Consider the following 14,757-nt stretch of genomic DNA (forward strand, 5'->3'; position numbering starts at 1 on the left):
GTTGAACGATCTGTTCACTTCTAGACGGGCACCTAGAAAAAGAGTCCCCCACACCCCGGCGCGCCCGCCTTCGGGAGTCGACGGCGCGCGGACTATCAAGACGGCAGGCGATGTTCGCGCGGCAGCGTGGTCGTTGACCGAAGCCACCCATGACCGTCCGCTCCAACCAAACAACCGGCACCGTCCCTTTCAGTCGTCCGACGATCGGTCATGTCCGAGACGGGCGACATGCCGGGGCAGGCCGGCGAAGCCGGTGCGCGCTACGCACGCCCCCAGCGGTCAACCGACCCTCGAACTCGGCGCGGTCCCCGCGCCCGGAAGGCACGGTCGCCATCACCCACCACCCCCGGCGGCAACGAACTCCACCTCCCGGAAGCCGCGTCCCCCTTCCCAGCCAGCCCCTTGCCGGTATTCGTTACGCCCGCACCCGGCCGATCGTGCGCCATGTAGGCCCGGCGTCGTGGTCCGCGCCAGAGCCCCAACCCCTGTGGGCGCGTCTCGTTGAGGGACGGCGACCAGTCGGGCTGACCCGCACCGGCCACCGGCCCGCAGACAAACCCCGCACCCACCCCGATATCGTGGCTAGCGGCAGGCAGTTGGGCACACCGGGAAGGGTTCTTGTCCACGATGCCGGTTTCCGTGAAAGTAAGTAGAAACCGCCTACCCCGCCGATAAAACCCCAGGTCAGCTCCTCTACTCCCCGCGCGTGCAGGGAGGAGGCCTGCCGCCAGGACGTCCGCTGCACGGCCGCGTACTACTCCCCGCGCGTGCAGGGAGGAGGCCTGGCACTACCCCTCCGAGCCGGGCCGCACGGGAACATCCCCGCGCGTGCGGGGAGGAGAAGGTCGCGCGAACATCGGCCGTTCTCCCAGTGGGAACATCCCCGCGCGTGCGGGGAGGAGGTCCGGACCGGCGCGCTCGGCCTGATCGCCGTGGGAACATCCCCGCGCGTGCGGGGAGGAGGGGCGCTCCGTGGACACCATGCTGGCGTCCCCGGGAACATCCCCGCGCGTGCGGGGAGGAGCTCGTGCAGATCGCCCGCGACGTCGAGCAGTCGGGAACATCCCCGCGCGTGCGGGGAGGAGCCCTGGCGGGCGCCTGGGAAACCAAAGAACAACGGGAACATCCCCGCGCGTGCGGGGAGGAGCAGCCGACATCACCCCTCCGGACGGGCAAAGCAGGAACATCCCCGCGCGTGCGGGGAGGAGGGACTCCCCCAACCAACAGAGGAGGCAACCCCGGGAACATCCCCGCGCGTGCGGGGAGGAGGCCTCCTCGATCGCGGCCTCGATGTCCTGTTCGGGAACATCCCCGCGCGTGCGGGGAGGAGGCGACCAGCGCGATGGCCAGCGCGGCCCACCAGGGAACATCCCCGCGCGTGCGGGGAGGAGCGGGCAGGAACCGACATTCCTACCCGCTTGATGAGGAACATCCCCGCGCGTGCGGGGAGGAGACCGCCTGTGGCAACACGCGTGCGCATCGTGCTGGAACATCCCCGCGCGTGCGGGGAGGAGACCGCCTGTGGCAACACGCGTGCGCATCGTGCTGGGAACATCCCCGCGCGTGCGGGGAGGAGGACACGACCCTGGTGGTGCCGGACGGTGACGCGGGAACATCCCCGCGCGTGCGGGGAGGAGTCCCGCCGGCCCGACACCCCCCCGATTCTCGCGGGAACATCCCCGCGCGTGCGGGGAGGAGCGGCTACGCCGCGCGCTGCGCCCGAACGGGACGGGAACATCCCCGCGCGTGCGGGGAGGAGCGCAGCACGGCAGCTCGGATGGGCGTTGCGCCGGGAACATCCCCGCGCGTGCGGGGAGGAGCGGTCTGGATGGCGGGGCGAGTCTTGCCTATCGGGAACATCCCCGCGCGTGCGGGGAGGAGCGCGCTTCCAGTCCCCGCCCGCTGGCCGGGAGTGGAACATCCCCGCGCGTGCGGGGAGGAGAGTTCGTGACCTGCGGGTTTATCGGCGGTGGGGGCGGATTTTACTTACTTTACCTTTGAGGGTCGTCGCGGCCCGTGTGGTCGCTGCTCCGCAACACCTCATCGACGTTCCTCCCCTCTCCCGAAGCAGAGCCTAGCGGGGCAGGCCAGCCCCGCCGGCGCCCCCAGGGCGCCCCGGCGCCCCGATCGGCCGCGAGGCCCACGGCCTCGCGACCGTCCGCCTCGCGGCTGCCGGCCTCGCGGCCGGCAGCCGCTCAGCGGTAGCAGTAGGAGTCCGAGGACGCGTCGCCGCCCGCGAGGTGGGTCTGGTGGACGCGCAGGCCGGAGAACGCATCGTCGCGAGGGAAGAACCGCACGTCGGGGGTGAGGCCGCCGCGCTCCGGGTCCGCGTCCAGCTTGGCCAGCCAGGAGCCGACGCCGTCGGGGTAGAACTGGTCGTCCCAGGACCCGTAGAGCGAGTTGGTCAGGTACACCCGCCGCCCGTCGCGGCTGACCTCCACCATCTGTGGCCCGCCGCTCAGCGGGACGTCCGGCGCCGCCGGGTGCGCGGCGCGCGCGGTGATCCCGCCCAGCCGCACGGTCGCGGTGTGCCGGGGCTGGAACGGGTCGGACACGTCGTACTGGTGCAACTCGCCGGTGCCCCAGGCCGAGACGTAGAGCCAGCGGTCGTCCACGCTGAGGTTGAGGTCGGTGACCAGCGGCGGGACCGCGCCGAACGGGCGGAGCGCGGGCGGGAGTTGGTCGGGCACGGCCGGCTGGGCCGGCAGGGTGATCACCTTCCGCACGGCGAACTCGTCGCCGTCCCAGTACCAGATCCAGACCGACGCGGAGAGGTCTTCCACGTTGACCACCACGCCCACGAAGCCCCAGGTCGCCTCCGGGTCGTGCGCGGGGCGCAGCTCCAGCGCCATCTGGTGCTGGTCGCCGAGGTCGATCCGCTGCCGGTGGCGGCCGGTGGCCAGGTCCCAGAAGTGCAGCGCGTGGCCGTAGGAACGGCCCAGCAGCAGCTCGGGGTTGATGCCGTTCTCCACCATGCCCGGGGTGCCCCACTCGCTGGTGACCGCGATGCCACTGTTGAGGTGCCACCACACGTCGTAGGCGAGGTACTGCGGGCCGCGTTCGGTCTCCCAGGCGCGCAGCACCTCGAAGCTCTCGTGGTCCAACAGCGCGACGCCGCCCGGGCCTTCGTCGCCGTTGGCGCCGCCCAGGCAGGAGAGGAAGACGCCGTCGGGGCCGCAGTGCAGGGTGTGGGGGCGGGAGTAGCCGGCGCGTTCGGCGAGTTCGGCGGGTTCGACGACCTTCACCAACCGGGGCTTCACCGGGTCGGGTTGGGTGTCGTAGACGTGCAGCCGGGAGGAACGCAGGCCCGGCAGCAGCAGATAGCGGCGCTCAGGGCTGTGGTGGCCGGCGTGGGCCAGGGCGCTGGAGCAGGCGTTCCAGCCGAAGTGGTGCAACTCGTCGCCCAGCGTGCTCAGTCGGGTCTCCCCCACCACCTGCCCGTAGGTTCCGGAGGCCGGGTCGGTGTCGACGGTGAAGAGGGCGTCGGGCGTCTGCCCGGAGCGGTCGAAGCCCACGACGTAGGCCAACGGTTCGGGCGGCGCGGCGACGGCCTCGGCCGGGGAGCGGTAGAGGGTGGGGTCGGCGTGCCCGCCCTCGGCGCCGTGCCCCTCGTGGGCGCCGTGCCCGGCGTGGTGGTCGTGCCCGTCATGGGCACCGTGCTGGTGGTCGTGTTCGGGGGTGTGCGAGGCGTGCGGTTCCGTGGCCATCGGTGACTTCCTCCACTGCCGGCGGGGCGGCGAACGAACGGTCGGGGAACGGGAGTTGGTTCACCGGCCGGGACAGAGGGCACCGCAGACGCGCAGCAGGTCGACATGCAGGCGTCGGTAGAGGCCGAGCCACGGGAGGGCCGTCACGCCAAGGAGGGTGACACAGCCGGCCGCCGCTGCCAAGAGCACGGTGGCGGGTGCGGAACGGGCCGGGTCGGGGCGATTCGTTGCGCGCGGAGGACGCCGATCACGGCGTGACCTGGGCAGAATGGACACGCTCCGCACGCGAAGCCACCAACACGAAACCGACCCGAACCCACACGAGGAAGGAGCAGGCGTGACGGCCTCCTCCCGACGACCGAAGCGCGCCGCTTGGACGGCGGGCGCCGCCTCGGCCGCGCTCTGCCTGGGCGCCCTGACCGTGCCCGCCATCGCCCAGGCCGAACCGGCGCCCGCCGCACCGGCGTTGAACGCCGCGCCGGCGCTGGACGGCGCGCTGGCGGCGATACCCGCCGCCGGGGTGCCGGGCGCCTACGGCGCCGCGCTGGACGACTCCGGCCGGTGGACCGGCGCCGCCGGCGTCGCCGACCTGACCGACGAGACCCCGGCCGAGGCCGACTCCTACCACCGCATCGCCAGCGTCACCAAGACCTTCGTCTCGGTCGCCGTGCTCCAGCAGGTGGCCGAGGGCACCGTGGAGTTGGACGCCCCGGCGGCCGACCACCTGCCGGCCGGCACCCTGCCCGGGGCGCTGGCCGACACCGTCACGGTGCGGATGCTGCTCAACCACACCAGCGGCATCGGCGACTATGTCAACGTCGCCTTCCCGTCCCTGCGCCAGCTGTCGCCGGAGAGCCTGGAGGAGCACCGCTACCGGGAGTTGGCGCCCGAGGAGCTGGTGGAGATGGGGCTCTCGGCGCCGGCCACCGGCACGCCGGGCCAGCGCTACTCCTACTCCAACACCAACTACGTGCTCGCCGGGCTGCTGTTGCGCGAGGTGACGGGAGTGTCGGCGGAGGAGTACGTCACGGAGCACGTGATCGACGCGGCCGGGCTGACCGACACCTTCTTCCCCGACTCGCCCGAGTTGCCCACCCCGCACGCCCGGCTCTACGACCCGCTGCACGGCACCCAGGACCCGCCCGGCGACTACACCGAGTACGACATGTCCTGGGCGTCCACCGCCGGGGCCCTGGTCTCCACCATGACCGACCTCAATCTCTTCCAACAGGCGCTGTTCGGCGGGGAGTTGCTGCCGGAAGAGCAGCTGGCCGAGATGTTCGAGACAGTGCCCATGGGCCATGACGCCAACGGCCAGCCGTATGGCGCCTACGGCCTGGGGCTGTACCCGATCACCCTCTCCTGCGACACCTTCTGGGGGCACGACGGGATCGCCTGGGGGGCCAGCACGCTGGCGTTCTCCAGCGAGGACGGCAGCCAACAGGCCGCCGTAGGCTACAACCTGACGCACTATCAGACGATCGCGTCCGACGGTTCGCTCAACCCGCACCCGGCCGACGCGGCCGTCGTCCGCTACCTGGACGCCGCGCTCTGCGGCTCGGACGGGTCGGCGCTCAGCAGCGAGGCGCTGCGCGAGGCCCAACTGACGTTGGAGAACGCCCGGTTGGACCGCACGCTGGGCTGACGTTCGACCAACAACGCATAGCGAGAACGCCCTTGAGGGGCGGCGCCTCCCCGGCAGGCACGGGGGAGACGCCGCCCCTCGGGTGTGTGCGGGCCGGCGGCGAGTCACCGTGCGTCATGAACAATCACAGGAAATCAGCAGAAGTCATCTGATGCACCACTCTTGACACCCGCCCTTCGGCGGCCCCAAGCTGCTCGACGTGTGTTAACGATAACACTCTTCTTGCCGGGAGCCGCCATGCCAGGAAGCCGCCATCCCTCCCTCTCTCCCCCGCCCATGGCCCGACGTTCTCTGTTGATCGCCGCGACGGCCGGCGTGCTGACCACCGCCTGTGCCTCGGCGATGAGCCAGCCGGCCGGCAAGGTCGCCCTGCACGGCGACAACGCCGACTGGCGCGAGCCGCTCGCCCAGGCCGGGCGCGCGATGCGCTCGGCGGCCGGGATCGAGCTGGTGCCCGAGGTGATCCCGTCGCTGGAGTCCTTCGAGCAGGTGGTGAAGTCCTCGCTGCGCACCCGGAAGACGCCCGACATGCTCAAGTACTGGTCCGGCTACCGCCTCCAGGACCTCGCGCGCACCGGGGGCATCGAGGAGCTGACCGACGCCTGGGAGACGGCCGAGTCCGCCGGCTGGGTCGACCCCTCGCTGCGGACGGCGTTCACCTACCGGGACCGGGTCTACGGGCTGCCGATGAACCTGACCTACTGGGTCTTCTTCTACAACACCGAGGTCTTCGCCGAGCTGGGGCTCACGCCGCCCGGCACCTGGGACGAGTTCCTGAACGCGTGCGCCACCTTCAAGTCCGCCGGAATCACCCCGCTGCACGCCACCACGGACGGCCGCTGGCCGGCGTTCATCTGGTTCATGGAGGTGCTCAGCCGGCAGGACCCGGACTTCTACCTGGGCCTGATGAACGGGCGCGAGGACTATACCGACCCGCGCGCCGAGCGGGCGTTGACGACGATTGCCGAGTTCGCCGAGAACGACTGGTTCACCGAGTTGGACACCAACCACACCGACGCGGCCGCCTCCGTGGTGCACGGCACGCTGGGCATGATGCCCGCCGGGACCTTCATGACGCCGAACCTGATGGCGGCCGGCGGCGAACCGGGCGGCAACGTCGACGCGTTCGTGCTGCCGATGGCCGATCCCGACGCGCACCCCTGCATGATCTTCGAGTCCAGCGCGCTGGTCTGCACCGTCAGGGGCCCCGACCGGGACGAGGCGTTGGAGGCGGCGGCGGCCTGGCTGCGCCCCGAGGTGGCGGACGCCTTCAGCTCCACGCTCCAGGACGGCTCGCCCAACCCCCAGGTGGCGGCGGCCAATCCGATGGTCGAGGGCATCGTCCGCACCGTCAGGGAACGGGAGTTGACGATGCTCAACCGCTTCTGGGAGCTGGGCCCACCGGAGTTGGTGGAGGCCACCGTGGACGACCTGGCCGGCTTCCTGCTCAACCCGTCCTCGGCCCGCTCCACGCTGGCCACCATGCAGGAGCGCGCGGACGACGCCTGGCAGGTCTGGCGGGAGGCGGAGCAGTCATGAGTCAGACCCTGCGCGCGCCGCGCGCCTCCGCCCCGGGGCGCCGCCCACGGGTGCCGTTGCGCTCCGCCAACTCCCCCACCCGGCCCGGCAGTTCGCTGGGCGGGCCGCTGACCGCCGTGCCCTGGCTGCTGCCGGCGCTGGCGCTGGTCGGGGTGCTGCTGGTCTATCCGTTCCTGCGCAGCGTCTACGGCAGCCTGTTCGAGGACAACGGCTTCGAGCGGAGCTTCGTCGGCCTTGACAACTACGCCCGGCTCGCCGACGACCCGATCTTCTCCCGCTCGCTGCTGAACACCCTGATGTGGGTGGTGGGCACGCTGCTGCTGCCGGTGCTGCTCGGCCTGTTGATCGCCGTGGCGACCTACCGGATGCGGCTGGGCGGGGTGGTGCAGCTGCTGGTGGTGCTGCCCTACGCCATCTCCGGCGCGGCCACGGCGGTGCTGTGGAACTTCATGCTGACCAGCGACGGCGCGGTCAACCAGGTGCTGCGGGCGGTCGGCCTCGACTCCCTCGCGCACCCCTGGCTGTTGGAGTGGCCGCACAACACGATCGCGATGATCGTGGCCAGCACCTGGCAGGGCACCGGGCTCAACGTGGTGCTCTTCGCGATCGGGCTGCGGGCCATCCCCCGGGAGACGCTGGAGGCCGCCGCGCTGGACGGCGCCTCGGGCTGGCGGCTGTTCCGGCACATCACCTTCCCCCAACTGCGGGCGGTGACCGTGGTGGTGGTCGGGATGGCGATCGTCAACAGCCTGAAGGCGTTCGACATGATCTGGATTCTCACCAAGGGCGGGCCCTCGCGCTCCTCGGAGACGCTGGCGCTGACCATGTACCGGGAGACGTTCCGCCTCTTCCACGTCGGGTACGGCTCGGCGATCGCACTGGTGTTGACGGTGATCGTGATCGCCTCCGCCTGGCTCTATCTGCGCCGGCAGATGCCCACCTCGGCTCGGGACTGAAGGGCGGACCGACGATGAACAGGATTCCCTCCTCGCGCGTTCCCTCGCTGCGCGTTCCCTCCCCGCGCACCGTGCTGATGCTGGGCTGCGGCCTGCTGTGGCTGGTGCCGCTGTATCTGCTGCTGGTCAACGCGATGATCCCGGCCGACGCATATCCGGGCGAGCCCAGTTGGGTGCCGCGCGACCTGGCGCTCTGGGAGAACCTCCGCACCGCCTGGACGGACGCCGCGATCGGCGACAGCTTCCTCAACTCGCTGTTCTACGCGGTGGTCTGCGGCGCGGCCGGCGTGGTGGTGGCCGCGATGGCGGCGTTCGCCGTGGTGGTGCTCCCGGTGCCCAGGCCCACACTGTGGTTCTGGGTGATCTACTCCGGCACGATCTTCCCGCTCCAGATGTTCCTCGCGCCGCTGTTCGGCCTCTACGCCGACGCCAACCTGTATGACTCGCGGCTGGGACTCATGCTGATCTACGCGGCCTGGGCGGTGCCGTTCGCGTTCTTCCTCATCCGCAACCAGATGGCCACCCTGCCGCCCGAGGTGACCGAGGCGGCGATGCTGGACGGCGCCACGTTCCGGCGGTTGTTCTGGCAGATCCATGTGCCGCTGCTGCTCCCGGGGTTGGGCGCGGCATTCATCTTCCAGTTCACCGCGGTCTGGAACGACCTGCTCTTCGGGATCACGCTCAGCCGCAGCCCCGAGGTGCAGCCGGTGATGGCGGCGCTCACCACGCTCAACAGCGCCTACGGGGCCTCGGGGCCGCCGGTGATCCTGGCCGGGGCCCTGATCGTCTCGGTGCCGACGCTGCTGGTCTTCCTCGCCTTCCGAGGGCTGTTCCTGCGCGGCATCACCGCCAGCGCGCGTTAGGAGCAACGCCCGTGTCAACTCCCCTGCGGCTCATGCCCGTTGACCGACGCATCCGGCCGCCCGACCCGCCCTGCCGGCCGTTCGCCCCGCCCTGCCGGCCGTTCGACCCGACCGATCCGCACCGTTCCCTGGAGGGAAACCCATGACCACCCGTGCCCTGGTCCGCGCCACCGCGTGGGACAACGACCGGATACGCGAGAGCCTGCGGGCGATGGTGGTGTCGGCCGAGGGCGCCCTCGGCGGCGTCCCCGTGCGGCTGACCCAGGAGCCCCTGGTGAAGCGGGGGAACGACGGCGGGCTGCGCCAGTCGCTGCGCGTCGCCCCCGTCGCCGGCGCCGTCGACCTCGGGCCGCTGGCGGTGCGCACCGCGGGCGGCACCGCGCTACCCGTCGAACGGGAGCCGGGCCCGGGCGGCTCGGTGCGGCTGCTGGTGCCGGCCGTGGACTCCGCCGAGCGGGTCACGGTGACCCGGGCCGAGGCCGGCGAGGGCGGGGAGGGCGTCGAGGTCACCCTGACCCCGCAGCGGCGGTGGACCATTCATCTGATCCACCACTCGCACCTGGACATCGGCTACACCGACCCGCAGGGCCGGGTGTTGGCGGAACACCTGTCGTTCCTCGACTCCTGCCTGGAGCTGACCGGCCAGACCGATGACTGGCCCGAGGAATCGCGGTTCCGCTGGTGCGTGGAGTCGCTGTGGTCGTTCCGGCAGTGGGCGGAGGCGCGGCCGGCCGAGCAGGTGGACGAGTTCGTCCGCCGGGTGCGACAGGGCCGGATCGAGCTGACGGCCATGCCGTTCAACCTGCACAGCGAGACCTGTTCCACGGACGAGCTGCACGAGCTGCTGCGGCTGTCCCGTGAGGTGTCGAAGCGGTACGGGGTGGAGTTCACCTCGGCGATGCAGACCGACGTGCCCGGCCATGTGGTCGGCATGATCGACGCTCTCTCATCGGCGGGGGTGCGCTATCTGTCAGTCGCGCACAACTGGGCCGGCCGCTCGGTGCCGCACCTGGTGGGCGGCGAGCACCTGCCGCGCCTCTTCCGCTGGCGCGCGCCGAGCGGGCGCGAGCTGCTGGTGTGGATGACCGACACCCCGCACGGCCTGGCCTACATGGAGGGCCCGCTGCTCGGCTTCGACACCGACTACCGCAGCGTGGACGACCTGCTGCCGGCGTATCTGACCTCGCTGGCCAGCAACCCCTACCCCTACCCCGGCGGCATCTTCGGCTGGGCCATGGACCGGGAGACGATCAGCCGCGAGCCGTACCCGTGGGACGTGCTCCACCTGCGCGTCCAGGGCAAGTTCGGGGACAACGCGCCGCCGCGCCGGATCATCGCCGAGACGGTGCGGCGCTGGAACGAGACCTGGGAATACCCGAAGCTGCGGCTGTCGCGGAACGAGGACTTCTTCGCCGACGCCGAGTCCCGGCTCGACGGGCAGATCCAGACCTTCGAGGGCGACTGGACCGACTGGTGGGTGGACGGCGTCGGCTCCGGCGCCATGCCGCTGTCGCTGGCGCGGACCGCGCAGGGCGAGGTGGCCGACGCCCAGACGCTGGCCACCTTCGCCGGGCTGCTGGGCGCGGCCGAGGCCGCCGACGACAGCCGGGGCGCGGCGCCCGTCTACGAGGCGGTCTCGCTCTTCGACGAGCACACCTGGGGCGCGGGCGACCCGTGGACCCACGGCCACGACCACGGGCACTCCGGCGAGGACCAGTGGCACTGGAAGTACGGGCAGGCCAGGCGCGGCCACGACGAGGGCCGGGCGCTGCTCGACCGGGCGGGCGCCAGGCTCGGGCAGCGGCTGGCGCCGCCGACCGGGGTGGCCGCCGCGTTCCACGTGGTCAACACGTGCTCGTTCGCCAGGACCGAGGTCGTCGAGCTGTTCCTGCCGGAGTCGACGGTGCCGCTGGAGCGGCCCGTCGAGGTGCGGGACGCCCGCACCGGGCGACGGCTGGCGCACCAGGAGCGGCCGCAGGTCAACGACACCCACCGGGACGCCGGGCGCTTCCTGCTGGCGCGCGTCGACGAGCTGCCGCCGGCCGGCTCGGTGCGGCTTGACGTGCTGGCGCTGGCGGAGACGGCCGAGGGCGGTGACGAGGCCGGGACGCTCAAGTCGGCGACCGGCTGGAACCCGACCGGCGGCACCGACCGCGAGGACCCCGCGACCACCGCCGCCAGGGCCCTGGCCAGGCCGGACGCGACGGTGCTGGAGAACGAGGCGCTGCGGGTGACCGTGGACCTGGCGCGGGCCTGCGTGGCATCGATCGTGGACAAGGGCACCGGGCGTGAACTGGTCGACCAGGACGCGGTGGTGGGCTTCAACGGCTATCTCCACGACAGCTACACCACGGCGGGCGCTTTCAACCACAACTCAAGCCGCACCACCGCTTCGGACCGGCTCGAACACCTGGGCTCGCGCGCGGTGGCGCCGCCGGCCGCGCTGATCGACCGTCAGACGACGGCGGTGGCCGAGGTGTTGGTCTACGAGACGCGCCCGGCCGGGGCCCGCGCGGTGCGCACCACGCTGACCCTGCCGCACGGGGTGGCGCGGCTGGACATCGTCAACACCGTCGACAAGGACGCCACGTTGGGCAAGGAGTCGGCGTACTTCGCGTTCCCCTTCGCCCTGGTGGAGCCCCGGGTGCGGATGGAGGCGTCCGGCGGGCTGACCGGCAACGGGCTGCCGGTGGTGCCCGGTTCGGCGCGGCACATGCGGGCGGTGCGGCGCTGGGTGACGCTGGCCGACGAGGAGTTGACCGTCGCCTGGTCCACCCAGGACGCGCCGCTGGTGCAGTTCGGCAACATCGCGCTGCCCTACGCGCCGTTCCCGAAGACACTGGAGGAGGACGAGCCGGCGACGGTGTTCTCCTGGATTCACAACAACCTGTGGGACACCAACTTCCCCAGCGCGCAGGCGTTCGACCTGCCGTTCCGGTACAGCGTGGCCTGCGCCCCGACGCCAGGGGCCGCCGACCTGGGGCCGCGCACGGCCGCCGCCACCAGCCGGCCGCCGCACCCGGTGCGGGCGCGCGCCGCCGCCTCGGACGAGGCCGCCGTCGCCACCCTCGGCTTCGTCGAACTCGACGAGCCGCGCGTGCGGTTGGTGGGCGCGGTCACCGAGCCGGACGGCGGGGTGCTGCTGCGGCTCCAGTCGTTCGCCGAGAACCCGGTCACCTGCCCGCTGCGGCCGCTGTTCCCGGTGGCCGAGGCCTGGCTCGCCAACTACCTCGGTGAGGCCACCGAGGAGCTGACCCCCGAAGCGGACGGTCAACTGGCCGTTCCCGTGCCGACGTTGGGCACCGTCGGCGTGCTGCTGCGACCCGCCTGACCCGAACCGCCACCGCACCACCACGCGTGGGGCCGGCCGGCCCGGCCGGCCCCCAGGAGCTTCCTAGGAGAGACTGTGTACCGCCTCGATCCGCGCTACTCCCCGGCCCCGACGGCCCACCTGGTCACCGGCTGGCGCGCGGTGAGCGACCGGCTGCCCGACCGGGCGGCGGTGGTCGCCCTGGACGGCCCGCCCACCGTCGACTGGTCGGCGCTGGCCGACCGCCTCGCCGCCGAACTCCGCGCCGCCGGGCGGACGGTGGCCCTCCTGGACGTGCGCGCGCACTACGCGCCACCGGAGGTGGTGCGGGAGCGCACCGTTCCACCGGGCGCCGATGACCCGTACTTCCCGCGCCTGGCCGAGGCCACGGTCCGCGATCTCTTCTCCGAGGTGCCGGCCGAGGCGATGTCCGGGGCGCCCGAAGGCGAGGCGCTTGCGCTGGTGTTCGGGCCCGGCGCGGCCGAGTTCGGGCACGACGTGCTGTGGTACGTGGACCTGCCCAAGCGGTATGCGGAGGCGGCCGTCGGCGCGGGCGGCGGCGCGCACCTGGGGCTGCCGGCGGGCGAACCGGCCGATCTGCGGCGGCTGTTCTACGTCGACTGGCCGATGCTGGACCGGCACCGGGACGCGCTGGTGGACCGGATCGACGGCTGGCTGGACGTCCAGACGCCGGACGCGCCCGGCTGGCTGGACGGCGAGGGGCTGCGCGCCACGCTCGCGACGCTGGCCCGCCGCCCGGTGCGCACCAGGCCGTACTTCAACTCCACGCCGTGGGGCGGGCACTGGGCCCAGCGCGAGCTGGGCTTCCGGCCCGGGGCGCGCAACACCGCGCTGGGCTACGAGCTGATCGCACCCGAGTCCGGGGTGCTGGTCGGCTCAGGACCGGGGAACGAGGTCGAGCTGCCGTTCCAACTGCTGTGCGTGCGGCACCCGTTGGAGATGCTGGGCGCGGAGGCGCACGAGCGGTTCGGCACCTCGTTCCCGATCCGCTTCGACTACCTCGACACCCTGGACGGCGGCGACCTGTCGGTGCACTGCCATCCGCGTGAGGAATACATGCGGGAGCGGTTCGGCTGGCACTACACCCAGCACGAGACGTACTACCTGACGCTCGGCTCGGGCGACGGCCGGGTCTTCCTGGGCGTGCGGGAGGACTTCGACGTCGAACGGTTCCGCAAGGAGGTCGAGCGGGCGGCCGAGGACGGGGTGCCGATGCGGCCCGAGGACCATGTGCTGACGTTCCCCGCCGATGAGGGGCAGTTGTTCATGATCCCGGCGGGCACCCCGCACGCCAGCGGCGCCGGCAATGTGGTGCTGGAGATCAGCGCCACGCCCTACCTCTACAGCCTGCGGTTCTACGACTGGCTCCGGCCCGACGCCAACGGCCGCCCACGCCCGCTCCCTTATGAACACGCCCTGGCCAACCTGGAGTTCGAGCGGCGCGGCGCCCGCGTCACCGAGGAACTGGTGCCCAGGCCCCGGGCGCTGCGCGAGGGCCCCGGCTGGCGCGAGGAGCTGCTGGGCGCGCTGGACGAGATGTTCTACGAGGTGCGGCGGCTGACCCTGGCGGACGGCGCGGTCGCCGAGGACGACACGGCGGGCCGCTTCCATGTGCTCAACGTGGTGGACGGGGAGGGGGTGACCGTCGTCACCGAGAGCGGGGAGACGCATCCGCTGGCCCGGTTCGAGACGTTGACCGTGCCGGCGGCCGTGGGCGCCTACCGGCTGCGGCCGGCGGCCGGCGGGGCGCGGGTGGTGAAGGCGCTGGTCCGGTGAGACCCCACCCGGTGAGCCCCGGCCCGGTGGGCGGCCGCCCGCCGGTCCCCGTGCTCGACATCGGCGGCACCCATGTGACGGCGGCGCTGGTCGAGCCGGCGGCCGCCCGGGTCGCCGCCCGGCTCCGTGCCCCGCTCGACGGGCGGGGCACGGCCGGGGAGATCTTCGGGGCGGTCGCCGACTGCGCGGCGGCGCTGGCCCGGCGGGCGCCGGTGCCGGCCGGCGCGCGGTGGGGCGTGGCGATTCCCGGCCCCTTCGACTACGCCCGTGGCGTGGGCGAGTTCGCCGACGTGGGCAAGTTCGACAGCCTGCGCGGGGTGGATGTGGGGCGCGCGCTGACCGGCGCGCTCCCCGGGCCGCCGGGCCGGGTGGCGTTCGTCAACGATGCGCACGCCTTCCTCATCGGCGAGTGGCACGCGGGCGCGGCCAGGCGCCACCGGCGGTGCGTCGGGATCACGTTGGGCACCGGCGTCGGCTCCGCGTTCCTCGCCGACGGCACGCCGGTCACCTCGGGCCCGACGGTGCCGCCGGGGGGCCGGGCCGACCTGTTGACCATCGACGGCCGGCCGTTGGAGGAGACCGTCTCCCGCCGCGCGCTGCTGGCCCGTTACGGCGAACCGGAACTCGACGTGCGGGCCGTCGCCGAGCGGGCCAGGGCCGGCGAGGAGCGGGCGGGCCGGCTGCTGGTGGAGGCGTTCGGCGCGCTGGGGCGGGCGTTGGCGCCCTGGCTGACCGCGTTCGAAGCCACCGGCCTCGTCGTCGGTGGCTCGATGGTGGGCTCCTGGGACCTGCTGGGTCCCGCGCTGCGCGCGGGTCTGGGGCCGGTCGCCCCGGTGGTTACCATCACCACCAGCGAGCGTGACGCGGACGCGCCCCTGCTGGGGGCGGCGCTGGTCGCGGGCGGGGACTGACCCCGGCCGCGCGAGAAAGGACGGCGGGA

8 protein-coding genes and 1 CRISPR repeat array are annotated in these 14,757 nt (G+C 72.6%); of the genes, 7 read left to right on the plus strand and 1 reads right to left on the minus strand.

What is annotated here, in order from left to right; all coding sequences use genetic code 11:
* Positions 1-813: 813 nt before the first annotated feature.
* Positions 814-1,942: a CRISPR direct-repeat array (repeat unit 28 nt; unit sequence GGAACATCCCCGCGCGTGCGGGGAGGAG).
* Positions 1,943-2,195: 253 nt separating this feature from the next.
* The gene (locus tag FH609_RS30060) at positions 2,196-3,707 is read right to left on the minus strand and encodes a selenium-binding protein SBP56-related protein (RefSeq protein WP_139675331.1); all 1,512 of its coding nucleotides are present in this window, start codon (positions 3,705-3,707) and stop codon (positions 2,196-2,198) included.
* A gap of 337 nt (positions 3,708-4,044) precedes the next feature.
* On the opposite strand from FH609_RS30060, the gene FH609_RS30065 reads away from it, so the two are divergent.
* The 7 genes from FH609_RS30065 to FH609_RS30095 all read left to right on the plus strand — a co-directional run bounded on the left by FH609_RS30065 (position 4,045) and on the right by FH609_RS30095 (position 14,728).
* Positions 4,045-5,352, plus strand: a complete 1,308-nt coding sequence (locus tag FH609_RS30065; RefSeq protein WP_226962056.1) for a serine hydrolase domain-containing protein — start codon at positions 4,045-4,047, stop codon at positions 5,350-5,352.
* Positions 5,353-5,628: 276 nt separating this feature from the next.
* Entirely contained in the window at positions 5,629-6,891 is a 1,263-nt protein-coding gene (locus FH609_RS30070) for an ABC transporter substrate-binding protein (protein WP_226962057.1), read from the plus strand.
* On the plus strand, positions 6,888-7,847 hold the full coding sequence (locus FH609_RS30075) for a carbohydrate ABC transporter permease (RefSeq protein WP_139675337.1): 960 nt from the start codon (positions 6,888-6,890) through the stop codon (positions 7,845-7,847). Before FH609_RS30070 ends, FH609_RS30075 begins: the two co-directional genes overlap by 4 nt.
* A 14-nt stretch (positions 7,848-7,861) precedes the next feature.
* Entirely contained in the window at positions 7,862-8,710 is an 849-nt protein-coding gene (locus tag FH609_RS30080) for a carbohydrate ABC transporter permease (RefSeq protein WP_139675339.1), read from the plus strand.
* Positions 8,711-8,852: 142 nt separating this feature from the next.
* The gene (locus FH609_RS30085) at positions 8,853-12,041 is read left to right on the plus strand and encodes a glycoside hydrolase family 38 C-terminal domain-containing protein (protein ID WP_139675341.1); all 3,189 of its coding nucleotides are present in this window, start codon (positions 8,853-8,855) and stop codon (positions 12,039-12,041) included.
* Positions 12,042-12,116: 75 nt separating this feature from the next.
* Positions 12,117-13,817, plus strand: coding sequence for a class I mannose-6-phosphate isomerase (locus FH609_RS30090; RefSeq protein ID WP_139675343.1), 1,701 nt, complete (start codon positions 12,117-12,119; stop codon positions 13,815-13,817).
* Positions 13,814-14,728, plus strand: coding sequence for an ROK family protein (locus FH609_RS30095; protein ID WP_226962058.1), 915 nt, complete (start codon positions 13,814-13,816; stop codon positions 14,726-14,728). The genes FH609_RS30090 and FH609_RS30095 overlap by 4 nt, the downstream gene beginning before the upstream one ends.
* The last annotated feature ends 29 nt before the right edge of the window (positions 14,729-14,757 follow it).

It is taken from the genome of Streptomyces sp. 3MP-14, from assembly GCF_006334905.2.
Lineage (GTDB): Bacteria > Actinomycetota > Actinomycetes > Streptomycetales > Streptomycetaceae > Streptomyces > Streptomyces triticirhizae.